The 22,366-nt window shown below is 71.8% G+C and carries 23 protein-coding genes; 3 read left to right on the top strand and 20 right to left on the bottom strand.

What is annotated here, in order from left to right:
- The 10 genes from VH969_RS00880 to VH969_RS00925 form a co-directional block, all read right to left on the bottom strand.
- Positions 1 to 494, bottom strand: a 494-nt coding sequence (locus VH969_RS00880; RefSeq protein ID WP_331968690.1) for a GTP-binding protein, incomplete at its 3' end; no start/stop codon positions are given.
- Positions 475 to 1,107, bottom strand: a complete 633-nt coding sequence (locus tag VH969_RS00885; protein ID WP_331968693.1) for a DUF742 domain-containing protein — start codon at positions 1,105 to 1,107, stop codon at positions 475 to 477. The genes VH969_RS00880 and VH969_RS00885, both read right to left, overlap by 20 nt.
- Positions 1,104 to 1,541: a roadblock/LC7 domain-containing protein gene (locus VH969_RS00890; protein WP_331968696.1), complete on the bottom strand. Its 438-nt coding sequence runs from the start codon at positions 1,539 to 1,541 to the stop codon at positions 1,104 to 1,106. Before VH969_RS00890 ends, VH969_RS00885 begins: the two co-directional genes overlap by 4 nt.
- Complete coding sequence (locus VH969_RS00895) at positions 1,538 to 4,777, bottom strand: sensor histidine kinase (RefSeq protein ID WP_331968699.1); 3,240 nt, start codon at positions 4,775 to 4,777, stop codon at positions 1,538 to 1,540. Before VH969_RS00895 ends, VH969_RS00890 begins: the two co-directional genes overlap by 4 nt.
- Before the next feature lie 1,038 nt (positions 4,778 to 5,815).
- The gene (locus tag VH969_RS00900) at positions 5,816 to 6,178 is read right to left on the bottom strand and encodes a DUF3817 domain-containing protein (protein ID WP_331968702.1); all 363 of its coding nucleotides are present in this window, start codon (positions 6,176 to 6,178) and stop codon (positions 5,816 to 5,818) included.
- The gene (locus tag VH969_RS00905) at positions 6,175 to 6,567 is read right to left on the bottom strand and encodes a hypothetical protein (protein WP_331968705.1); all 393 of its coding nucleotides are present in this window, start codon (positions 6,565 to 6,567) and stop codon (positions 6,175 to 6,177) included. Before VH969_RS00905 ends, VH969_RS00900 begins: the two co-directional genes overlap by 4 nt.
- A 60-nt stretch (positions 6,568 to 6,627) precedes the next feature.
- Positions 6,628 to 7,440 (bottom strand): helix-turn-helix domain-containing protein, encoded by an 813-nt coding sequence (locus VH969_RS00910; protein WP_331968708.1) that lies wholly within the window; start codon positions 7,438 to 7,440, stop codon positions 6,628 to 6,630.
- A 159-nt stretch (positions 7,441 to 7,599) separates the two neighbouring features.
- The gene (locus tag VH969_RS00915; RefSeq protein WP_331968711.1) at positions 7,600 to 8,448 is read right to left on the bottom strand and encodes a lytic transglycosylase domain-containing protein; all 849 of its coding nucleotides are present in this window, start codon (positions 8,446 to 8,448) and stop codon (positions 7,600 to 7,602) included.
- Positions 8,449 to 8,509: 61 nt separating this feature from the next.
- Positions 8,510 to 9,001 (bottom strand): helix-turn-helix transcriptional regulator, encoded by a 492-nt coding sequence (locus tag VH969_RS00920; protein WP_331968715.1) that lies wholly within the window; start codon positions 8,999 to 9,001, stop codon positions 8,510 to 8,512.
- Positions 9,002 to 9,254: 253 nt separating this feature from the next.
- On the bottom strand, positions 9,255 to 9,416 hold the full coding sequence (locus VH969_RS00925; protein WP_331968751.1) for a hypothetical protein: 162 nt from the start codon (positions 9,414 to 9,416) through the stop codon (positions 9,255 to 9,257).
- Positions 9,417 to 9,606: 190 nt separating this feature from the next.
- Here VH969_RS00925 and VH969_RS00930 point away from each other — a divergent pair, with 190 nt between their 5' ends.
- Positions 9,607 to 10,365, top strand: coding sequence for a crotonase/enoyl-CoA hydratase family protein (locus VH969_RS00930; RefSeq protein ID WP_331968718.1), 759 nt, complete (start codon positions 9,607 to 9,609; stop codon positions 10,363 to 10,365).
- A gap of 6 nt (positions 10,366 to 10,371) precedes the next feature.
- On the opposite strand, the gene VH969_RS00935 is transcribed toward VH969_RS00930, so the two are convergent.
- The 3 genes from VH969_RS00935 to VH969_RS00945 are packed head-to-tail and all read right to left on the bottom strand — an operon-like array spanning position 10,372 to position 13,026.
- Positions 10,372 to 10,671, bottom strand: coding sequence for an STAS domain-containing protein (locus VH969_RS00935; protein WP_331968721.1), 300 nt, complete (start codon positions 10,669 to 10,671; stop codon positions 10,372 to 10,374).
- Positions 10,672 to 10,687: 16 nt separating this feature from the next.
- Positions 10,688 to 11,827, bottom strand: a complete 1,140-nt coding sequence (locus tag VH969_RS00940; RefSeq protein ID WP_331968724.1) for a CaiB/BaiF CoA transferase family protein — start codon at positions 11,825 to 11,827, stop codon at positions 10,688 to 10,690.
- Positions 11,828 to 11,862: 35 nt separating this feature from the next.
- A complete protein-coding gene (locus VH969_RS00945; protein WP_331968727.1) occupies positions 11,863 to 13,026 on the bottom strand; it encodes an acyl-CoA dehydrogenase family protein in 1,164 nt (387 codons plus the stop codon).
- Positions 13,027 to 13,120: 94 nt separating this feature from the next.
- Here VH969_RS00945 and VH969_RS00950 point away from each other — a divergent pair, with 94 nt between their 5' ends.
- A complete protein-coding gene (locus VH969_RS00950) occupies positions 13,121 to 13,726 on the top strand; it encodes a TetR/AcrR family transcriptional regulator (RefSeq protein ID WP_331968730.1) in 606 nt (201 codons plus the stop codon).
- Between the two features lie 200 nt (positions 13,727 to 13,926).
- Entirely contained in the window at positions 13,927 to 15,288 is a 1,362-nt protein-coding gene (locus tag VH969_RS00955) for a hypothetical protein (protein ID WP_331968732.1), read from the top strand.
- 1 nt (position 15,289) lies between these two features.
- Here VH969_RS00955 and VH969_RS00960 read toward each other — a convergent pair whose 3' ends face one another.
- From VH969_RS00960 to VH969_RS00990, 7 genes are all read right to left on the bottom strand, one after another.
- Positions 15,290 to 15,847 carry an ATP-dependent Clp protease proteolytic subunit gene (locus VH969_RS00960; protein ID WP_331968734.1) on the bottom strand — a complete coding sequence of 186 codons (558 nt, stop codon included), beginning with the start codon at positions 15,845 to 15,847 and terminating at the stop codon, positions 15,290 to 15,292.
- 46 nt (positions 15,848 to 15,893) lie between these two features.
- Entirely contained in the window at positions 15,894 to 16,520 is a 627-nt protein-coding gene (locus VH969_RS00965) for an alpha/beta fold hydrolase (RefSeq protein WP_331968736.1), read from the bottom strand.
- A gap of 50 nt (positions 16,521 to 16,570) precedes the next feature.
- Positions 16,571 to 17,380 carry a DUF4262 domain-containing protein gene (locus VH969_RS00970; RefSeq protein ID WP_331968738.1) on the bottom strand — a complete coding sequence of 270 codons (810 nt, stop codon included), beginning with the start codon at positions 17,378 to 17,380 and terminating at the stop codon, positions 16,571 to 16,573.
- Between the two features lie 11 nt (positions 17,381 to 17,391).
- Positions 17,392 to 20,463, bottom strand: coding sequence for a helix-turn-helix transcriptional regulator (locus VH969_RS00975; protein ID WP_414638408.1), 3,072 nt, complete (start codon positions 20,461 to 20,463; stop codon positions 17,392 to 17,394).
- Positions 20,441 to 20,626, bottom strand: coding sequence for a hypothetical protein (locus VH969_RS00980; RefSeq protein ID WP_331968743.1), 186 nt, complete (start codon positions 20,624 to 20,626; stop codon positions 20,441 to 20,443). The genes VH969_RS00975 and VH969_RS00980 overlap by 23 nt, the downstream gene beginning before the upstream one ends.
- Positions 20,627 to 20,881: 255 nt before the next feature.
- Positions 20,882 to 21,088, bottom strand: coding sequence for a DUF397 domain-containing protein (locus tag VH969_RS00985; protein ID WP_331968745.1), 207 nt, complete (start codon positions 21,086 to 21,088; stop codon positions 20,882 to 20,884).
- 23 nt (positions 21,089 to 21,111) lie between these two features.
- The gene (locus tag VH969_RS00990) at positions 21,112 to 21,960 is read right to left on the bottom strand and encodes a helix-turn-helix domain-containing protein (RefSeq protein ID WP_331968748.1); all 849 of its coding nucleotides are present in this window, start codon (positions 21,958 to 21,960) and stop codon (positions 21,112 to 21,114) included.
- Between the last annotated feature and the right edge of the window lie 406 nt (positions 21,961 to 22,366).

Below are 22,366 nucleotides of genomic sequence, written 5' to 3' on the forward strand. Positions count from 1 at the left end.
GTCTCGGGCACCGCGAGCGCGTCGCGGACCTCCTCGATGCCGTGGCTCTGCTTGCCGTCGAAGCAGTTCAGGCCGACCACGTACGGCAGCCCGCGGTCCTCGAAGAAGTCGATGGGCGAGAACGAGTCCGCGAGCCGCCGGGTGTCGGTCAGCACGACCGCGCCGATCGCGCCGCGGACGAGGTCGTCCCACATGAACCAGAACCGCTCCTGTCCGGGCGTGCCGAACAGGTACAGCACGAGGTCGGAGTCCAGCGAGACCCGGCCGAAGTCCATCGCGACCGTGGTCGTCTGCTTGTGCGGGGTCGCCTCCAGGTTGTCGATGCCCGCGCTCGCCTCGGTCATCACCGCCTCGGTGGTCAGCGGCATGATCTCGGAGACCGAGCCGACGAACGTGGTCTTGCCCGCGCCGAACCCGCCGCCGACGACGATCTTCACCGATGTCATCGACGCGGCCGGGCGCTCGGCCGGGGCCTCAAAGCCGACGGAGTCCACTCAGAACCCTTTCCATCAACACGAGGTGGGCCTTGTTGGCGCCACCGGTAGCGGTCTTGTGCACGATGACGAGGCCGAGGTTGGCCATGTCGCCCAGCAGCACCTTGGCCACGCCGAGCGGCACGTGCAGCAGGGTGGCGACCTCGGCGACCGATCGGGGCTCGCCGCACAGCTCCGCGACGCAGCGGTGCTCGGTCTGCGTCAGCGCCTCGATGTCCGCACCGAGCTCGCTGGTGGTGACGAGGGCCTCGATCCGCAGGTCCATCGTCGCCCTGGTGCGGCCGCGGGTCCACGCGTACGGGCGCACGATCGCGGCGTCGGCCGCGTCCGCGAGCTCGGCCTCCACCGCGTCCAGGTGCGTCTCGGGCCGGGGCACCGGTCTCGGGTACGGCCGGGGGACCGGGCTGGGTGGTGCCGGCCGGCCGGCGTGCGGCACGATCTCCTGACTGGACACGGGTCCGGTTTGCTCCATTGTGGACGTCAGGGACGGGTGGAGTCGTTTCCTTCGCTTGTGCCGCCCGCCGCCGAGCGTCAGCTCGTCGACCACGTCGGCGAACGTCTGCCCCGGACCGGCGGCCGCCCCGTCGGGCGGTGGGCCGAAGAAGCCGGTCACGCCGGCTGCCCAACCATCCTCCCGCCGGCGCCCTGGAGCTGGGCTCGAAGCTCCGGAGTCAGGATCTGCCCGACGCGGTCGACCAGCAGCGTCATCTCGTACGCCACCTGACCGATGTCACAGATCGGAGCGGCGAGGACGGCGAGGCAGGACCCGTCGCCGATGGCCATCAGCAGCATGACCCCACCCTGCATCTCGACGATCGTCTCCTTGACGGCCCCGGCCTCGAAGCACCGCGCGGCGCCGTGGGTGAGGCTCACGAGTCCGGACGCGACGGCCGCGAGCTGGTCCGCCCGGTCCGCCGGCAACCTGGCCGACGAGGTGAGCAGGAGACCGTCGGCCGACACGACGACGGCATGCGCTACTCCGGGGACCCGCTCGGCGAAGTCGTTGACCAACCACCCGAACTGGTTCGGTTGGGTGTGCGGGTTCATTCACTCTCCTGTTGCTCGTTCTCGGGGTGACCGTTCGCTGTTCCTCGTTCGGCGAGGTTGCGCCGCCCGCGCGACAGCCCCTGCTGGAAGCTGCCGAGCCGGCCACGCAACTCCTCGGCCCGGTCCAGCCGGAGCGGACCGCCGCCGGCCGGGGCCACGCCGCCCGGCACCAGGTGCTGTCCGGCGCTGCGCCGGGGCAGGCCGCCGGAGGTGAAGTCCACCGGCGTGGACGTGGACACGCTGTTCGCCGCGCACCACCCGATGTCCGCCGCGAACCGCCAGCCGGCGCCGGTCAGGTCGACCTCGCCCGGGTTCCGGGGCTGGGCCACCGGCGGCGCGGCGGGATCGGGTTCGTCGCCGCCGGCGCGGCCCTCCCGGCGGTCCCGCGCCCGGCGCACACCGTGGCGGTAGTCGCTCAGCCGCTCGCGCATCTCCTCGGCGCCCCGCCCGGGCCGGGGCGGCCCGGTCGTCGCGTCGCCCGCGCTGCCGGGCACCAGGCGCCGGCCGGCACTGCGCCGGGGCAGGCCGTGCTCGGTGAAGGCCTCCGGCTCGGCCCGCGACACCGAACGCGCCACGTCGAAGCCGGAGTCCGCGGCGAACCGCCAGCCGCCGTCCGGCCGCGGCTGCTCGCCGGGTCCCGGCGCGGCGTTCGCCGCGGTGTCCGGGGCGGAATCCGGATCCTGCTCCGGGGAGGGGGGCGAGCCGTTCGCCCCGGCCTTCCGCGAAGCGGGCTTGTCCGAGATCGTCCGGAACCAGGCCGAGACCATCGCGTCGAAGATCGGCGTCGTCTCCTCGAGCGCCCACGGATCGACCGGCCGGCCCGATCCTGTGGTGGTCCACCAGCCGGTGTTCTGGGTGTCGCGCGACGCCGGCTTGAACAGCCCGGTCGCCGGCGAGACCTCGCGGCCCGGCCGCGTGAACGGCTTCCCGGGCGAACCCGCCGCGGGACCGGGCATGCGCGCGCCGGGAGTGCGCCGGGGCAGCGGGCCGAGCTCGTCCTCGGGCGCGGCCGCCTTCGAGTCCGAAGTAGACCCCGAAGTAGACTCCGCGGCCGGCTCGGGCTCGGCTTCGTGCTCCGGTTCGTGCTCCGGCTCGTCGGCGGCGTTGTCCACGTCCGGCTTGCGGCGCGGCAGCGGTGCCGGCTCGAACCCGGACGGGAGGCCGTTGGTGCCGTTGACCGGGGAACCGTCGGCGTGCCCGCTGGTGTGGCCGTTGACCTTCGGCGTCCCGTCGGCCGAGAGCGTGCTCGTGTCCGCCCGCTTGGCCGGCGAGATCGTCTCGGTCCCGACCGGGGTGGCGAGGTCGGCCGGGACCGTCACGGTGGCCCGCACGCCGGTGACGTCGTGCCCGCCACCCAGCCGGACCTCGATGCCGTGCCGGCCGGCGAGCCGGCCGATCACGAACAGGCCCATCCGGCGCGACGTCGACACGTCGATCGACCCGGAGTCGACGAGCTTGTCGTTCGCCTCGTCGAGCTCCGCCTGACCCATCCCGATGCCCTCGTCGAGCACCGCGACGCACACCGAGCCGTCCTCGAACAAGTGGCTGGCGATCGTCACCTGCGTGTCCGGCGCGGAGAACGCGGTCGCGTTGTCGAGCAGCTCCGCGGTGAGCCGGACGATGTCGCCGACCGCGTAGCCGACGATCCGCACGCTCGGCGGCGGCAGCATGACGACCCGCTGGTACTGCTCGATCTCCGACACGGCCGCACGGAGCAGGTCGGCGAGGCTCGCGGGTTTCTGGTTGCGCCGGCCGACGTCGCTGCCGGACAGCACCATCAGGTTCTCGTTGTTGCGCCGCATCCGGGTCGCCAGGTGGTCCAGCTGGAAGAGCGTGGCGAGCTGGTCGGCGTCCTCCTCGTCGCGCTCCAGCCGTTCCAGCAGCTGCAGCTGGCGCTGCACCAGGCCCTGGCTGCGGCGGGAGAGGTTGACGAACACGCTCGAGTACTTCGCCCGCAGGCCGGCCTGCTCGGTGGCGAGCCGCAGCGCCTGGCGCTGCACCGCGTCGAACGCGCGGGCCACCTGGCCGACCTCGTCCATCGAGGTGACCGGCACCGGCTCGACCGCGATAGGCCCGGCATCGTCGCCCCGGTCCCGGATCCTCGCGACCGCATCCGGTAGCCGGTGCTCGGCCACCTCGAGGGCGCTGCGTCGCAGCGCGGACAGCGAGCTCAGCAGGTGCCGTCCCACGACGAACATCACCACGATCGCGACGACCAGCGCGACCAGCAGGATCACCGCGGCGAGCCCGGCACCGTCGCTCGCCTCGTCCTGCAGGGTGGCGGACCGGTCGCGCAACTGGCGGCCGAGCGAAGACGAGGCGTCGCCGATCCGGTCCTCGGTCAGCTTCGAGGCGTCGTTCCACTCCGGGGCGTTCGCCGGGATGTCGACGCCGGGACGGGTCGCGAGCACGTTGCTCACCACGTTGTTCCGGCCGGCGATCCCGGTGCCGCTCACTTCGTCGTCGTACGCGTGCCGGCGCTCGGGGCCGGCGACCGTGTAGAAGTCGGTGGTGCTGTCGGCGAGGCGGCGCGCGGAGTTGCGCAACGCCTCGAGGTCGGGCCCCGCGAGCCCGCCGCGCACGATGCCGGCGCCGATGAGCGCGTGCTGGAAGGCGACCTGCTCGCGGACGACCTCGAGCTCGTACAGCGCGGAGGACGTCGCGGCGAGCCGCGGGTCGAGTGCCTCCGCGGCCATCGTCCGGTCGAAGCGCAGCAGCGCGTCGATGACGCCGGTGTAGCGGCGGAGCGCGGTCGACGGGTCGATACTGCGGGCGAGCACCTGCTCGCGGATGCCGGGCAGCTCCTTCAGCAACCGGTCCGCGTCGTCGTATGCGGCGGCGGTGACCTCCTCGTCGAGCGTGACGCGGCCGGCGGCGCGGAGGAAGCCCGCGCGGGCGGCGTCCGAGGCGGCGCGCTCGCCGGCGGTCTCCGGCTCGATGTCGGCGGCGCCGGCGGCGATCAGGACCACGCCGGTGGTCCGCTCCCGCTGCAGCGACTGGATCAGCGTGCGCAGCTCGGAGTTGACGGCGACGAGCCGGTCGACCCTCCGGTAGGCGGCCGCCTCGTCGATCTGGTCGCTGATCTGCATGGCGCCGAGCACGATGGCGAAGACGACCGGCACCAGCGTGACGGCGGCGAGCTTGATCGGCAGGTTCCAGTCGCGCCAGTTGGCGAGCACGCTCCACAGTGCCGCCAGGCGGCCCGGCTGCCCGGTGCTTGTCACGTTGTCTGTCAAGACAGCAGCCTCAATTTCAGAATGAGGAATGGTGATTCGAGCCGAGCGCGTCGCTTCATGCCCCAGACACATCCGCGACGGCGGGAACTGAGGAACGATCGTACAGGAATCAACGGTATACGAAAGTGTTCCGCTAAATGCCCGCTGACCTGGGCGGACAACCACAAAGGCGATCGAATGGGCCGCCCGAACCCCAATCCGGGCGCAGTTGATCATGGCCGTACTACTTTGTGTCTGAACGACACCTGCTGAATAACCCGATCGTGTAATCGTCTCCCGGCTCGGGCGATTGACGGAGTCGCGAACGAGCTGGTTGCCCCACCGCCTCGGCCGCCCCGGCCGGCCCGTTCGGCCCGGCCGGGGTAGCTCAACTGCGGAAAGTGGGCACCGCGGCCGCGCCGGGGAACCGTTGCCGTGCCTGGCAAGGCGCACGCTCGTCGCCCGTCCGCGCGCCACGATCGGTGACCTTGAACCGCCGGCCCGCGACCGTCGCAACGCAACGTGGCTCAGGGATTCACCGATAGGTGTGAATGTCTACAAGAAGTTCGCTCGCCGGCGTAACACCGAACTACTCACCAGGTTTGACGAACACCCGGATCGCCGTCGTATAGTCCCGTCCCGGCATCCGTGGCCGGCGGCCGCGATTACGAGACGCCAACTCCACTGGCGAACCTGATTGCGAACACCGTGGAATTAGGAGTTCGCCGCCCATCTTCAGCGGAGGAACATATGACTCAGCGAGTTCACTCCCCGATTGCCGCGCGTTCTCCGGCGCCGCTTCCGCGCTTCGTCTTCCCGGCAACGGCTGTTCTTCCTCTGGTACCTGACCACGTGCTGCTCGTACGCCTACGTGCGGTGCGCACGCGACCGGCTCGACCCGCGCGGCACGCGCTGGGGCACGTACGGCGGGGCACGGCTCGTGCCTGGGACTCGTATTCGTCTCGCCGGTGGTCCCGGACGCGCCGACGTCGATCCTCGCCGGCGGAGACGAGGTCCGCTCGCTGACCGGGATCGGTTCCTGACGTGCCGGGTGGCCGCCTAGAGCGCGCTGCCCCCGCGAACCCTGGCGGTCACCCGGCGCTCCACGAAGAACGACACGAGCGGCACCACGCCCGCGAGCATGACGAGCACCGTGCCCTTGAGCGACCAGCGCGCCTTGAGCGCGAGGTCGACCACCGTGAGCAGGTAGACGATGTACAGGAAGCCGTGCACGGGCCCGACGATCGCGACGTACCGGTCCTCCGCGAAGGCGTACTTCAGCACCATCGCCGCGCAGAGCGCGAGCAGCCCGACGCCGACGATGTAGGCCATGACCCGGTACCGCGCGAGCGCCCCGCGGACGCCACCGGCACTCGCGGCCTGGGCCGGGTGCTCCTCGTCGGTCAGCGGTTGCTCACTCATGACTGCCTCTCCTGGTGCCGGGCGTTGAGCTCGGCGAGGTAGCGGTTGTACGCGGCCAGCTCGGGATCGTCCTCGGCGGCGGGCTCGGCCACCGCTCGCGGCCGCGGTCGGGGCGGTGGTTGCGGCGGCGGTGCCGGCTCCGGCGTCAGGCGCGGTGCCGCCGGGGCGCTCTCCCCGTGGCGGGCACGCAGCGTGCGCAGGCGCCAGAACATGAACGCGGGGAACAACCCGAAGAGCGGCCACTGCAGCACGTAGCCGAAGTTCTGCCAGGTGCCGCTGGCCGACTCGAAGCGCTGCCACTGCCACCACGCCAGCCCGACGCACACGACCAGCGACAACACGCACAGCGCGACGATCCCCGTCCTTCGCGCCAACAGCCGGCCGTTCACGGTACCGACGCTAACACCAGCGCCTGAGCGCCTCCCGCCAGGCAGCACCCCGCACCACGGTTACATACGATCCGCGATCGCCTCGATGAACGAGATCGACTCGTCCGGGCTCAGGGCGGCCGACCGTAGCCGGGCAAGCACAGCCCTTGCCTCCGCGACGACCTCGATGTCGTCGACATGCATCGAACCCGTGATGGTCTCCGTGTACAGGACATCGGGGTCGTCCGCGTCCGGATAGCTCAGCACGACGAGGGCGCCGTTCATGCCGACACGGGTGCCCAGCGAGTTCGGCAGCACCTGAATGGTGACCGCGGGAAGTTCGGCGCTCTTGACGAGGTGCCGGAGCTGGTCGTGCATCACCTCCATACCGCCGACGTTCTTGTGCAGGGCCGACTCATCGATGAGCGCTACGAGGTCGATCGGATGCTCAGGGTCGGTGAGCCTGCGTTGCCGGGCCATCCGGAGCGCCACGTTGTTCGCCAGCTCCTGTGCTGTCCACGGATGTAGACGTCCGTCGAAGATGGCCCGCGCGTACGCCTCGGTCTGGAGCAACCCGGGTATGAGGACCAGGCACAGCTCGATCTTGGCCGAGGCATCGGCCGCGAGGCCGGTGAAGCCGCGGTCGCGGTATCGCGGTGAGAGGTACTGGACCCACCAGCCCGCGGACCTCGACTGCCGGACGAGGTCGAGGAGGTCCGGGTCGTACCGATCGTAGAGGTCCATCATCGAACGGGCGACATGAACGTCCACTCTGGACTGGCCGGTCTCGAGGCCGCTCAGGGCGCTCTTCGTCTTGTCGAGCTTGGTCGCGGCCTCCGCCAGCGTCAATCCCGCCTGGACGCGCATGCCCCTGATCCGACGCGCCACCCGCATTCGCTGATGTGTCGGGCCCAACAACGCCACCGTCGATACCTCCGGCCGCCGATCTCACGAGCATCGCAGCCGGAAACGCAACAGTGGGATTCCCACGCGCCGAAGCCCCGCCGCAATGCCAGGAAGGCGTCTTTGCAGGCATCCGCCGCGCGGGCGCGGTCAGGTTTGGGCCATGGCCGTTCGCGCGTAGCCGTCGGCGAGGCCGAAGACCTTCTGGCCGTAGGGCACGGAGTTGTTGTAGGAGAAGACCGCCTGCCACCAGTCCGCCGGCTGGGCGAGGTCGCGACCGTTCGCGCAGAGGTAGCGGGCGGCGGCGAGCGCGGCGTCGTCGATCTGCTGCGGGTCGCCGCGGCCGTCGAGGTTCGCGTCCGCGGCCCAGCGTGCCCACGTGGACGGGATGAACTGCATGGGTCCGACCGCCCGGTCGACGCGCGGGTCGCCGTCGAAGCGGCCGCCGTCCGTGTCCGACACGGCCCGCACGCCGGAGGAGCCGTCGAGCGGCACGCCGACGATGGGCTTCGACGGCCGGCCGTCGTCGCCGAGCGTGGCGCCGCCGTACTGCCCATGGTCGGACTCGATGCGCCCGATGCCGGCGAGCGTGGCCCAGGAGATGTGGCAGCCGGGGTCGGAGCTGTACATGACGAGCTCCGCGTTGCCGTACGCCATGAGCGCGCGGGCGGGCACGCCGGTCGGCCCGGCGAGGCTGCGGGCCCAGGCACGCAGCGGGTCCTCGCCAGGCTTCGGCTGCGGCTTGGCCTGCGGTTTCGCGGCCTTGCCGACCGCCGCGGGCGCGAGGGCGCCGGGCTGGACGTCGGCCGCGGGCACCTCGTCGGCCGGCACCTCGGCGGCGGCCGGCGGGCGCTCGTGCGGCCACGTCACGGCCTTGAGCGCGAACACGCCGCCGCCCGCGACGGCGAGCACGGAAACGACGACACCGAGCCTGACGAGCAGTCCGAGCCCGCGTCTGTGCGGGCGGGTACTGCCGGGATCAGGCTCGGTGTCGGTCACACAAGGTCAACGACGCGGGCAGGGCGGCGTTACTGACGAGTTCCGGATCTCGAGCGGTGCGCTAGGCGGAGCGGCGCTCGGCCTGGCGCTGCAGCCGGGCCACGCACCAGGCGGGCGCGCTGCCCTTGCGCAGGTGCTGCAGGACGGTCAGCGGGCCGAGCCGGCGGGCCAGATCCGACGGCGCGAGGCCGGCCGCGCGGTAGTCCAGCGCGCGCTGGTCGAGCGGGCTGATGCCGGCGTCCCACCACTCCTTGGCCTCCGCCAGACCGCCCACCATCTGCCACCAGCCGGCGGCCGCGGAGAGCAGGTCGGCCGGCACCTCGGGGAGGCGCTCGCGCATGGCCGCGAAGAACTCGGGATCAACGGAATCGACTGCGGCCCAAGCAGAGTTGCCCCCGCGGGCGCGCTGTCCGGGCACGCCGGGGCTCGGCTGCACCGGTACGTCCGCGAGCCACTCCGACGCGATGCGGTTGATCTCGTCCGACTCGGCGGCCTTCGTGTGGTCCTCGGTCCACTGCCGGACCAGGTCGTCCACGCCGGAATCGTCGAGCATCCTGCCTCCTCAAGAGAACTGCGGACAAGCCCGCGAAAGTCGATGCCGGAACCGTAGAGGCCACCACCGACAGTTCGCCAGACCTGATCCCTCCTCAAGCCTGCTAGCTGGGCCGTATGACCGAGAATCCACCCGTACGGTCCAATGTGTCTCGTGAACCGACGACTTTGCGTTACAGCGGGTAACCCATGCGTCGACACGCATACGACAACGCCGCCGGGCGATGGCCGGGCGGCGCGCGCGTGTCTTGGGTCTAGGCGAAGAGGTTCCGCATGAAGGTGATGATCGCTTCGGCGCCGTCCTCGAGCCAGCCGAGGAGGCTCTGCACGGCGTTGGCGGCGTTGGCCGGCTGGGTGATGACGTAGAACAGTACTAGCGCCACACCTGCGAAGATCATGATCTTTTTCGCGTCCACAGCAAACTCCGTCCGCCGCTACCCCACTGCCGGCATGCCACCGGACACCTGCGCCCCTTGCGCCATGGTCCTACAGATCGCCGCTTCCGGAGGCGACTTTCACACCGATGGCTGGTCACACAATACGGTGCGTGCAGCACCAAGCCCAGCACTCTATGTCCTGTTCACCCTTTCATCCAGGAGACACGCCATGATCGAGACAGTCCGTGTCGAGCGCGCCGGATCGGTCACGACCGTGCTCATCAATCGCCCGGAAGCCCGCAACGCGGTCGACGGCGCCACGGCGGCGGCTCTCGCGGACGCGTTCCGCGAGTTCGACGCGGATCCGTCGGCCTCGGTCGCGGTGCTCACCGGCGTCGGCCCGGCGTTCTGCGCGGGCGCGGATCTGAAGGCGGTCGGTACCGGTCGCGGGAACCGCACGGCGGCGGACGGCGACGGCCCGATGGGCCCGACGCGCATGGTGCTGTCGAAGCCGGTGATCGCGGCGGTGAGCGGCCATGCGGTGGCGGGTGGGCTGGAGCTCGCGCTGTGGTGCGACCTGCGGGTGGCCGACACGACGGCGGTGTTCGGCGTGTTCTGCCGGCGGTGGGGTGTCCCGCTGATCGACGGCGGCACGGTGCGCCTGCCCCGGTTGGTGGGCCAGAGCCGGGCGATGGACATGATCCTCACGGGCCGCCCGGTCGAGGCGGACGAGGCCTTCGCGATCGGCCTGGCGAACCGGGTGGTCCCCGAGGGGCACGCCCGCGCGGCGGCGGAGGAGCTGGCGGCGCAGCTGGCGGAGTTCCCGCAGGCCTGCATGCGCTCGGACCGGGCGTCGGCGCTGGCCCAGTGGGACGCCCCGGACCCGATGCTCACGGAGTTCACCCACGGCATGTCGGTCCTCGCCGAGGCTGCCGACGGAGTGTCCCGCTTCGCGGGCGGCGCGGGCCGCCACGGCTCCTTCGGCTGACGCCGGTCAGTCGCGGGGGCGCATCGCGTAGCGCACGGCGGCGCTGGGGATGACGCGCAGTGCCACGGCGTGGTCCGTGCACAGGGCCCGCGCATGCCGCACCGCGGCGAGAGCGGCCTCGTCGCACATGGTGACCGTGCTCAGGTCCAGCGTCAGAACCTCCAGGCCGGCAGCCTGCTCCAGCTCGAAGAAGTCGCTGACGGTTCTGTTGAGGCTGGCGACCGTCGACGCGTCCAGTGTCCCGGTCACGCTGACGCCGGCGCCTTCGTTCACGAAGATCTGCGCCGGCGACATGGCGGTACTCATGCCGCGAAAGATACCGTCAGGCAATCACGCCGTCAGCCCGCAGTTCGTATATATCTTCCGCAGAGAAGCCGAGCGAGAGCAGGACCTCAGCGGTGTCCGAACGCGGCTCGTGCGGCGCCTCCGGCGTGTCGGGCCTGGTCCGGCCGAACTTGGGCGCCGGTGCGGGCTGACCGTGGCCGTCGACGTCGACGAACGTACCTCGAGACGCGTTGTGCGGATGTTCACGCGCCTCCTCCGGGGTGAGCACCGCGGTCAGGCAGGCGTCCGTGCCCTCCGCCCGCGCCGCCCACTCGTCGCGCGTCCGCGTGCGGATCACCTCGGCGAGCTTCTGCTTGACGGCCGGCCACTGCTCCGGGTCGAGCCGCCCGGCCACCGCGCCGGGGTCGACCTCGAGGACTTTCAGCAGGTCGGCCCAGAAGCGCTCCTCGATCGCGCCCACCGCGACGTACCGGCCGTCGGAGGTCTCGTACGTGTCGTAGAACGGGGCGCCGCCGTCGAGCATGTTCTGCCCCCGGCCACCCCGCCACAGGCCGATGTTGCGCAGCCCGTGCATGCCGGCCGTGAGCAGGGCGGCCCCGTCGACCATCGACGCGTCGACGACCTGGCCACGGCCCGACGACGCCCGCTCCACCAGCGCCGCGAGGACGCCCATCGCGAGCAGCATGCCCCCGCCGCCGAAGTCGCCCAGCAGGTTCAGCGGCGGCACCGGCCGCTCCCCCGCCCGCCCGATCGGCTCGAGCGCCCCGGCGAGGCCGATGTAGTTGATGTCGTGCCCGGCCGCCGAGGCGAGCGGGCCGTCCTGGCCCCAGCCGGTGATCCGGCCGTAGACCAGCCGCGGGTTGCGCTCGAGGCAGACGTCCGGCCCGAGGCCGAGCCGCTCGGTGACGCCCGGCCGGAAGCCCTCGATGAGCACGTCGGCGCCGTCGACCAGCCGCAGGACGATCTCCCGGCCGGCCGGCGCCTTGGTGTCCACGCCGATCCACCGCCGCGTGCGCGACAGCGGGTCGTGCGGGAAGGTCAGCACGTCGAACCCCGGCCTGGCCCGGTCGACCCGGACGACGTCGGCGCCGAGATCGGCGAGGACGGTGGTCGCGAACGGCGCGGGTGCGAGCCCGGCCAGCTCGACGACCTTGAGCCCGGCGAGCGGTCCAGCCATCGACTCCCCTTACGTGAGCGGTCCCGGTACCGACGCTACAGCGTGCGGGAGATGATCTCCTTCATGATCTCGTTGGTGCCGCCGAAGATCCGCTGCACTCGAGCGGACGTCCAGGCCCGCGAGATCGGGTACTCGTTCATGTAGCCGTAGCCGCCGAACAGCTGCAGGCACTCGTCGGCCACGCGGGAGAGCCGGTCGGTCGTCCACCACTTGACCATGGCCGCGCCGGCGACGTCGAGCTCGGCCTTGAGGTGGCGCTCGATGCACTGGTCGAGGAACGCCTTGGCCACGTTGACCTCGGTGGCCGCCTCGGCGAGCTTGAACTTCGTGTTCTGGAACTTGAAGATCTCCCGGCCGAAGGCGGTGCGCTCCTTGGTGTAGGCGATCGTCATCTCGACCGCGGCCTCCATGGCGGCGACGGCGGACACGGCGATGATCAGCCGCTCCTGCGGCAGCTGCTGCATGAGGTGGATGAAGCCCTGGCCCTCCTGGCCGCCGAGCAGGTTCTCCGCCGGGACGCGGACGTCGTCGAAGAACAGCTCGGAGGTGTCCTGGCCGTGCATGCCGACCTTGTCGAGCACGCGGCCGCGGCGGAAGCCCTCCGCGCCCTCGGTCTCCAGCAGCAGGAGCGAGACGCCCTTGGCGGTCTCCCCGGGGTCCGTCTTGGCGACGACGACGATCAGCCCGGCCTGGGCGCCGTTGGTGATGAACGTCTTGGCGCCGTTGAGGACGTAGTGGTCGCCGTCCCTGATCGCCTTCGTCTTCACGTTCTGCAGGTCCGAGCCCGTGCCCGGCTCGGTCATCGCGATGGCGCTGACGAGCTCGCCGGAGGCGAGCCTGGGCAGCCAGCGCTTCTTCTGCTCCTCGGTGCCGCAGGAGTTGAGGTAGTGGGCGACGATGCCGCTGTGCACGGCGTTGCCCCACGCGTCGTCGCCGGCGCGGGCCTGCTCCTCCAGCAGGATCGCCTCGTGCGCGAACGTGCCGCCGCCCCCGCCGTACTCCTCGGGTATCGACAGGCACAGCAGCCCGACGTCGCCCGCCTTGTGCCACAGCTCCCGGTCGACCTGCTTGGCCTGCGACCAGCGTTCGTGATGCGGCGCGATCTCCTTCTGGCAGAACGCGTGCGCGAGCTCGCGGAAGCTGTCGAGGTCGGCCTTGTTGTCGCCGTCGAGCCACGACGAACGCTGGGTGAGCGGCATGAGGGCTCCAAAAACAATCCGGCTGGCATGTAAAGTCTGGGCCGAATGTACCTGCGTGCAGGTCTGCACGTAAAGCTGTTGAGGAGGCCTCGCCATGGCTTCTCCGGTGCGCCACCGCACCCAGGCCGAGCGCAGCGAGCGGACCCGGGAGCTGTTGCTCGACGCGACGATCTCGTGCCTGGTGGAGCTCGGCTACGCGCGGACGACGGTGCACGAGATCTGCCGGCGGGCCGGCCTGTCGCGCGGGGCGCAGCAGCACCACTTCACGACGAAGGCGGAGCTGATGACGAGCGCGCTGGAGCACCTGTTCCGGCGCCTCGGCGAGGAGATCATGACGGCGACGGCCAACCTGCCGCCGGGCCCGGAGCGGCTGGACGAGGGCATCGGCCTGTTGTGGCGGGCGTACTCGGGGACGCTCTCGACGGCGGCGGTCGAGCTGTGGGTCGCCGCGCGGACGGATGCCGAGCTGCGCCGCAGCCTGCTGCCCGTTGATCGCGAGCTGGGCCACCTGACGCTGGAGTTCTACCGGCGGATCGCGGGCCCGTCGGTGGACGAGGCGCGCCTGCAGACGATGTTGCTGCTGACCGTGAACCTGATCCGCGGCCTGGCACTCGACGCGATGATCGGCGGGGACTCGGCACGGCGTACCGCGCTGCTCGCGGAGTGGAAGACGCTGGTGGCAGCCGGGATTGGTATGTAGCGGTTGGCCCGGCCCTCGCTCGGGCCAACCGCCACTACGCATAAAGAGGGCGTCAAGCGCGGAACGTGACGTTTGCACTCGCAATTGTTCGCGATTTTCCTGTTGACCGATGAACCGGCCAGTTTGCCCGTTATGCCGGGACGCTGCTTTTCCTACCCTTCCGGGCACTCGACCTGGTGATCACTGGCATCATGCGTGCCGTGACTCAGCCGTCTATGCGTCCACCGTTCCCGCCTCCTGCGCCGCAGGTACTGCCGGGATACGCCCGCCCGCCGCGCCGTCCGGTGGCGGGCCTGATCGCCGGCCTCGCCGGCCTGGTTGCCGCCGGTGTTGCCCTGGGTGGTTCGTTCCTGACCATCCACGAGGTCGACCGTGGCGGCTCCGTTGTTTATCGGCAGACGTGGTGGGGCCTGGAGCAGGACACCGAGATCGGTACCACGTACGCGTTCGCCGGCCTGGCGCTGGTGCTCGCGGCGCTGTTGCTCGGCGTGGGGGCCGTGCTTGCGTTCACCCGCTATCTACCGGCCGCGCGGCTGCTGCTGGCACTGGGCCTCGGCACGCTGACCGGGACCGTGTTGTTGCAGGCCATGCTCACGGTCCAGGACATGGCGGTGTGGGACAAGATCCCGCTCAGCGAGGGCGAGACCCAGACGTTCACCGCGGAGTGGGGGCTCTTCCTGCCCATCGGCGGCGTGCTGTTCGGCATCGTGGCTGTCGTCTGCGCGCAGCAGGCCCCCACGGCGCGGCTGGAACCGAACACGCCACGGATGGGCTTCCCGATGCCTTACGGCCCGGGCCCGATGACAGGCGCGCAGCCGGTGATTCCGGGTGCCGGTGTCGCGGCCGGCATTCCGGCGGGCGTCGCCGCCGGCGCGGCAAGCGGGATGCCGGCCGGTGTCGCCGCCGCGGGCGGGGTTCCGGCCGTACCGCCCAGCGCCACGGCTGCCCCGACGGCGCCCGCGGGGACCACGCCGCCGGCCGCCGCGCCGACCGGGGCCGTCCACACACCAGCCGCCGCTCCCGCCGCTGCCGGTGCGGGCGCCGCGGCGGCCGCCCTGGCCCAGAATGCACCGACCACGGCCGCACCATCCACATCGGACGATGCGGAGATCACCCAGCGCACGACCGTCGACGCGGACGCACCGGCCGCCACGCCCGCGGCGACAGCGGCCGTGCCCGCCCCGCCGGCGGCCGCGGAGATCGCGAGTGCGCTGACTCCCCCGGGGGCTACCCCGGCGGCCACCGACGAGCCGGAGCCCCACTCCGACACGGCATGGGCCGTCTCCGCCGAGCCGGCGTCGGAAGCACCGACGGAGTCGGCCGTCGCCGAAGCGGCCGAGCCGCCGGCCGCCCCCGGCCCGGAAGCGACCGACGCCGCGGCCGAGGAGTCCGCCGAAGCCACACCGGAGGCGGCGGAGCCCACCGAGGAGTCGGCCGCCGCAACCCAGGACGCGAGCGAGACGGCGTCCGAGGCGAGGCCGGAGCCGGGGGCCTCCGGCCTCGGCGACCTCCCCGCCGCTCCGCCGGCCCCGGAGCTCGCCGACGAGACCGACACGAAGTAGCTCAGGCCACGGGCAACCGGGCCACCACGTGATCCACGAAGCCGTAGTCGCGGGCCTCGGTCGCGGTGAACCAGCGGTCGCGGTCCGCGTCCTCGGTTATGCGGGACAGCGGCTGACCCGTCTGCTCCGCGGTCAGCTCCGCCATCCGCTGCTTCATGCGCGCGTACGCCGACGCCCGGATGGCCACGTCCGCCGCCACGCCCCCGATCCCGGCGGACGGCTGGTGCATCAGCACGTTCGCGTTCGGCAGGGCGTACCGCTTCCCGGGCGTCCCGGACGACAGCAGGAACTGGCCCATCGACGCGGCGAAGCCGACCGCCCACGTCGACACGTCCGGCTCGATCAGCTGCATCGTGTCGTAGATGGCCATCCCGGCGGTAACCGAGCCGCCCGGTGAGTTGATGTAGAACGTGATGTCCTTGTGCGGATCATCCGCCGCGAGCAGGAGCAGCTGACCGGTGAGCCGGTTCGCCACCGCATCGTCTACTTCGGACCCCAGGTAGATGATCCGCTCCCGCAGGAGGCGCTCGTAGATGGTGTCGTCCAGAGTCGTCAACATGAACCCGAAGCTAATGAAGAAAGCGCCGCACCGAGCCGTAGTTCGCTTACGGCGTGCCGGGTTCGCCGTCGGCGGACAGGAACGCGACCACGACGCGGGCGAACTCGGCGGGCGCGGCTTCGTGGATCAGGTGCCCGACGGGAATCGTCCGCATCGTGGCGTCCGGCATGGCGGCCACCGCCGAGGCGACCCGCGCCGGTGACAGGTGGCTCGCCGGCCCGCCGCTCAGCCACAGCGTGGGTACCGCCAGCCGCGAGATCCCTCGCCACCACGAAGGATTCGTCGCCCGGACGGCCCGGCGCATGGCCGGCACGACCGCCCAGTCGAAGTCGAACGGCTCGTCCGGCGGCGACGGCGGGGCGTCGTCGGGCAGGGCCGGCCCCGACCGCGGCGGCACGGGTACGTCCTCGAGGACGAGGCGCCGCACGACGCCGGGCGCGCGGCACGCCAGCACCGAGGCGACCTGCCCGCCCATCGAGTGGCCGACGAGGTCGAACGGGCCCAGCTCCGAAGTGGCGGCCAGGACATCGGCGACCATCGCGTCCACTGTGTACTCCGCGCAGCGCGGGCTGCCGCCGTGCCCGCGGAGGTCGAGCGCGTGCGCGGGCCGGCCCAGCGACGACGCGAACCGGTCCCATGTCGCGGCGGTGTCACCCAGCCCGTGCAGTAGCACTACCGGAATACCTTCGCCGGCAACGGATCGGCGGTTCAGCTCGACGACCGTCACGCGACCGGCCGCCGCGACCAGTTGCCGTCCGGCTCCAGCCATGCCGCGTGCCCGCGCGGCAGGTCCGCGAAGTCGCGGATGTGCGGGTGGTCGGCCACGAGGTGCCGCAGGTGCACCATGCCGAGATCGCCGAGGTCTTCCGCACCCCGCGAGTCGAGGAACTGCCAGTGCCCCTCGGCGGTATGCACGATCCCCGCGATCGGCGCCTCCCCGCTGATCACCCGCCGCGAACCCTGGACCAGCTCGTCGATCGGCGCGTCCGGGAACGGGGATACCGACAGCGAGGCGAGCCGCGTCCACGGGCCCGGCGGATGGTCGTCGCGCGGCAGCCACAACCACGGCTGGTGCGACCGGCACCGCTGCCCCGCCCCCGGCTGCCACGGGAACACCCCGTGCCGGTCCGGCCAGATCAGCTGCGCCATCCGCGGCGGCGACCCGCGGTAGAAGTCCAGCGCCAGCGCGAAGAGCTCCGCGCACCACGACGGGTGCACCGGCCGGACCACCACGGGAAACCCGTCCAGCACGCCGAGCCGCTCCTCGTCCATCCGCAGCGGCTGGCCCGCGCGGACCTGCTGGCCCACCGCGTTGAGCCACACGTGCATGTCCCGCCCGCGCAGGCCGAACATGCAGACCTCCGGCGCGCCCGACGTGTGCGCGATGCCGACGGAGTACGCCCAGCCGGGCAGCTCGTGCTCGGCCGCGACCGCCACGACGCTCCAGCCGTGCTCCTGCACCTGCCAGGCCATGTTGCGCTCGCGCGAGCCCGCGCTGTCGATCCCGGCACACAACCAGCAGTCACACGACACGGCCCGCAAGCCTACGGCGTCTTCTCCTCGAGCAAGCCCTTGTCGTACGCGATGGCGACGGCCTCGGCCCGGCGGGTGGCGCCGAGCTTCGCCATGATCCGCGACAGGTGCACGCTCACGGTCTTCTCGCTGATATACAGCTCCTCGCCGACCTGCCGGTTCGTCCGGCCCAGCGCGACGAGGCCCAGCACGGACCGTTCGCGCGGGGTGAACGGGTCGAGCGTCTCGCGCGGCGCCGGACCGTCACCCAGCGAGACCCGGGCGCGGCGGGCCAGGCGGCGGATCGCGTCGAGCAGCGGGCGGGCCCGCAACCGGTCGGCGACCTCGGCGGCGGCGCGCAGCTCCGCGGCGGCGGCGTCCCGCTCGTCCGCCCGCAGCAGCGCCTCGCCCAGCCGCCAGCGGCACACGGCCTGCTCGTACACCGCGCCGTAGCCGAACGCGTCGACCGCGGCCTGCCACAGCTTCGGCGAGCTCTCGCCGTGCAGCCGGGACAACTCCGCCTCGGCCCGCGCCAGCCACGCCTTCCCCTCCGGCCCCAGCGTGCCGGTCCGCGGCCGGCCGTAGCGCGCCGTGTTCCGGGCGTGCTCGGCCAGCCGCTCCCCCTCGTCGGTCGCCGCGCGCCGCCCGTCCTCCTCGCGCCGGCGCGCGGCCCGCTCCCCCAGCTCCGCGCAGAGCGCCACGCCGAGCGCGGCCAGCCGGATGCCGACCATCATCCACTCGCCGCCCACGCGTTCGGCCCAGTCCAGCGCCTCACGCACGTCGGCCACGCCGTCCTCGGGGCGGCCCTGCCAGAACGCCAGCTCCGCCGACGCCGGGCCCATGGCCGCGCCGATCTGGAAGTCCCGGCTCCACTCGGGCTTCAGGTCCGCGGCGAGCCGCGCGGCCTCCGCGAGCCTGCCGCGGCCGATCATCACGTGGCTGCCGACCGCCGCGAGCCGGGCGGACACCGTGCTCGACACCCGGCGGCCGGGCGGTTCGGCGGCGGCCTCGCTCTCGTCCCAGTCGCCGCGGGCGTACCGGACGGTGACCTTCATGGCACGCAGCTCGAAGCCGTACGTACCCCAGGTCAGGCCCGTGCGCTTCGCGCGTTCCACTCCGGCGTCGATGATCTGCACGGCCTCGTCGAGGTCGGCCTGCTCGTAGTAGTTCATGCCGAGGTAGTGCCGGGCCCGCAGCTCCACGTTCGGCGCGTCGTCGGACGTGGCCAGCCGCTGGGCCTCGCGCAGCCGCTCACGGCTCTGGTCGATGCGGCCCTCGGCCTCGTCCAGCGCGCCGAGCGTGATCAGCGCGTCGGCCTCCACGCCGGGCTCACCGGCCGCCCGCGCGTCGCGGACCGCGAGCTCGGCGAACGTGCGGGCCTCGGCCGGCTCGCGCAGGCCGCGCAGGATGCCCGCGTACACCGCGAGCACCCACGCCTTCTCGCACGTCGCCGGAAGATCCTTGACGAGCTCCCAGGCCTTCTCGATCGCCTCGCGGGCCTCCTCCTCGCGCCCCTCGACGACGAACAGCGCCGACGCCAGCCGCCGCCGCGTCATCGCCGCGACCTCCGGGTCGGCCGACCTGTCGGCGAGCTTCACCGCGTGCTTGGCGAAGGCCAGCGCCCGCTCCGGCTCGCCCGAGCTACCCGCCACGAGCGACGCCTTGCGCAGCAGGTACGCCTCGTCGACACCCGCCGGCCGCTCGGCGTCCGGCACTGCGTCCCACAACTTCAGCGCGCGCTCGAGGTGGTGCAGCGACTCGGCCGGCGCCCCCGCCTGCTTGGCCTCCTGCGCGGCCGCGATGGACGCGGCCAGCGCCTGCGGCAGCTGGTGGCTCTCCATGCTGTGGTGCGCGAGTGCGGCCGCCATCCCCCGGCGCGTGTGCGGGCCGGCGAGCCGGCGCGCGTACGCGCTGTGCAGCCGCACCCGCTCCCCCGGCAGCAGGTCACCGTAGACGGCCTCGCGCAGTAGCGCGTGCCGGAACGCGTAGACCTCGGTCGGTATCCCGGACCGCTCCTCCTGCATGGCCACGAGCACGTGGTGCTGCACGGCCTCGCGCAGCGCCTCCTCGAGCTCGGTGTCGGACAGCTCGGCGACCTCGGCCAGCGTCGCGTGGCGCACGCGCCGGCCCGCCACCGACGCCACCCGCACCACCCGCTGGGCCTGCTCGGACAGCCGCTCGACGCGTGCCAGCAGCACGTCGACCAGCGTCGCGGGCATGCTCTCGCCGTCCTCGGTGTAGGCGGCGAGCAGCTCCTCGGCGAAGAACGCGTTGCCCTCCGAGCGGCCGGCGACCGTGCGCATCGCGTCCTCTGGCAGCAGCTCCTCGGCGAGCGCGGTGACGAACCGGCGCGAGTCGGCCTCGTCGAACGGCGTGAGCTCCAGCCGCTCGGTCGCCGGCAACCGGACCAGCTCGGCCAGCAGCGGCCGCAGCGGGTGCCGGCGGTGCAGGTCGTCGCTGCGGTAGGTGGCGACGATCAGCAGCCGCTGCTCCCGCAGCCGCGACACCAGGAAGGCGAGCAGCCGCCGGGTCGAGGCGTCCGCCCAGTGCAGGTCCTCCAGCACCAGCACGACGGGCGACTCCGCGGCGAGGTCGGTGAGCAGCGCGTACACGGCGTCGAACAGCTGCAGCTGGCCGACGTCCTGCTCGGCGCGACCGGTCGTGCGTGCCCCGACACCCGCCACCACCGCGGCGACCCCCGGCGGGCCGCCCCCGGCCTGCTCGCCACTCGGCAGCACCGCGTCCGGCAACAGCCGGGCGAGTGCCGGGTGTGCGCGCACCGCCCGCTCCCGGTCCGGCACCTCGCTCATCGCCTCGACGAACGGCAGGTACGGCAGGCCGGTCTCGCCGGCGTCCAGGCAGCGACCGGTCAGCGCCAGCGCGTCCTTGGCGCGCGCGAGCGCGGCCAGCTCCTCGGTGAGCCGCGTCTTGCCGACGCCGGCGTCACCGGAGATGAGCACGGCTGCCGGGGTGCCCGCGGCGGCCTGGTCGAAGGCGGCGCGCAGCCTGCTCATCTCCCGGTCGCGTGCCACCAGCGGGATACCGGATCCGAGGCGTGCCACGCACGCATGTTCGCACACCTCAGGCAGCCAGCGGTGCTCCATTTACGGTCGCGGCCGGCCCGGAGCCGGGGTGCTCGCGCGCGTTGCGGAGCAGGGCGCGCCGCGCCCTGCGGTACGCCCGCGCTTGTCCGAGCTCGGCGCTGCGGCGAGCCCGCTCGATCCGGTGGTCCATCTCGGCCCTGACGATCTCCGGGGTGACGTTCATCTCGACTCCTCGTCCGCTTCTCTCGTTGACGAGGTCGAGGTTCGTGCTGAGGCCCGGAGCGGGGCATCGGAAGGTCACGCACGACTGGCGTGGAGAATCCCTTACGCGGCGTGCCGCAGAGGTAAGGGGTGGGGTAAGGGATGGCCCGCGGGGTGAGGGCCCGCGTAAGGCCGGGGATTTGTCAGCCGGTGCTCCAGGGTCTGGAGAGCACCTGGCCGGCGTCAAGAACCGGGAAGGATCGCGAAGACCAACACGTCAGGCGTCGCCGAGACGCCCCGTCTTCACGTTGCTGAGGAAGGCATTCCACCCGGTGCCCCCGAAGGCGAGATGACCCGTCTCGGGACTCTTGGAATCACGTACCGCCGCACCGATCCTGGCCACGACAAGCTCGACACAGTCGTTGCCCGAGCCACTGCGGCTGCTCTTCCGCCACTCGGCTGCCGTCAGGTCAGAAAGGGTCACACCCTGCTCCTCTCGAAATCGTGCTAGACGAGCCGGCCGGCCGCCTGCTCGACCATTACGACGGTATCGTCGGGTTTCAAGGCCGCCGCGCGCAAATGGTCGAACATCAACGTATACCGGCGCACGTCCGATGGCTGTTCCAAGTAGACACCAGTTGTTGTGTACTCGACATAAACGACATCGGGATCGGCTTGTTCCGGGAACCCGAGGATGAGGAACGGGCTGTCCATGCCGGCGTGTGCGCCGGCCTCGAACGGCACGACCTGAAGGGTCACGTGCGGCAGCGCGGCGAGGCTCACCAGATTCTCCAGCTGTGCCCGCATGACGTCGCGGCCGCCGACCGTCCGGTGCAGCACGGCTTCGTCGAGCACCGCCCAGTATTCCGGCGGGTGCGTGTCGGTAAGCAGCTTCTGCCTGGTCAGCCGGGCGGTAACCCGACGCTCCACTTCGGCCTCGGCGGCGTCGGGCCGGGTCGCCCGGATCACCGCGCGGATGTAGCCCTCGGTCTGCAGCAGGCCAGGAACCAGCAACGCCTGGTGTGTGTGCAGAGTGGACGCATCCGACTCCAGACCGACGAAGGAACCGGTGAACACCTCGCTGTAGGCGTGCCACCAACCCTTCTTGCGTGCCTCCCGGGCGAGCTGGACCAACGCCTCCCGCTCGTCGTCCTCGATGCCGTACACCTCGAGCATGTCCCGGACGTCGCGAGGGGTAACCCCCACGTGACCCGTCTCGATACGGCTGATCTTCGACGCCGAGCACTCGAGCTTCTCGCCGACCTCGTCGATGGTCAGCTCGGCGGTCTCGCGCAGCCGGCGCAGCTCCGCTGCGAGCCGCCTGCGACGCACCGTCGGGCTGGGACCACGGACCATCAGATCACCTCACCTTGCTCGCCAGGTCGAGCCGGCCGCGTCCCGGCCCGGACTCGGCGCTATCTTGTCGAAATCGCGGAAACCGCGAACAGCGTGCCTGCAGTCGGTAATCATTTCCAGCACCATCGAATGCCGATCACCCGATCGGGTAATGCAACTTGCAATTTGCGATCATCCCGACGCAAGCTCCTAATCGGTCGAAGGGTTGAGCTTAGGCCCTGAGCTGCCAAAGCGTCCTGGGGATGCAAATTGACCCGCGAGCCCCCCGACCGCACCACCCGCCTCAGGTCAGGCTGAGCCGCCATGCCCATGGGAGTCACGGTGAGTAGTCCTATACCTGGGGGACGTGGTGGCGCGGGCCGGCCTAAAAGGGCCGGCGGGCCGGGATCGTCCCCGACCGATCCCG

Origin of the sequence: Actinophytocola sp., from assembly GCF_036555685.1 — a bacterium.
Taxonomy (GTDB): domain Bacteria; phylum Actinomycetota; class Actinomycetes; order Mycobacteriales; family Pseudonocardiaceae; genus Actinophytocola.